The 629-nt window shown below is 33.9% G+C and carries 1 protein-coding gene; it reads right to left on the bottom strand.

Features of this window, described 5'->3' with window-relative positions; translation table 11 throughout:
* Positions 1-629, bottom strand: a 629-nt coding sequence (locus FUA24_RS24770; RefSeq protein WP_317131979.1) for an amino acid--tRNA ligase-related protein, incomplete at both ends; no start/stop codon positions are given.

Below are 629 nucleotides of genomic sequence, written 5' to 3' on the forward strand. Positions count from 1 at the left end.
TAGGCCAAAACCAGAGTGTACAGCGGTACCGTATTTACGTAAATCTAAATACCACCAAAGTTCTTCTTCAGGTATATTTATGGCAGCCATTTTTTGTTTTAAAACTTCTAAACGCTCTTCACGTTGTGCACCGCCAACAATTTCGCCAATGCCTGGAAACAATATATCCATAGCGCGAACGGTTTTACCATCATCATTTAAGCGCATGTAAAAGGCTTTAATATTTGCTGGGTAATCAAATAATATTACAGGGCATTTAAAGTGTTTTTCAACTAAAAAGCGTTCGTGTTCACTTTGTAAATCGGCGCCCCATTCATCAATTAAATAATTGAATTTTTTCTTTTTATTAGGTTTGCTGTTGCGTAAAATATCAATAGCTTCGGTGTAGCTTACACGTTTAAAGTTATTATCAGTAACAAACTTTAATTTTTCAATAAGCGACATGTCGTTTCTTTCGGCTTGCGGTTTTGTTTTGTCTTCATCTTGCAAGCGTTTATCTAAAAACTCTAAATCTTCAGCATTGTTTTCTAGAATATATTTAATTACATATTTTAAAAAATCTTCAGCTAAATCCATGTTTCCTGCTAAATCCATGAATGCAACTTCAGGTTCAATCATCCAAAATTCTG

This window comes from Seonamhaeicola marinus (assembly GCF_008085455.1).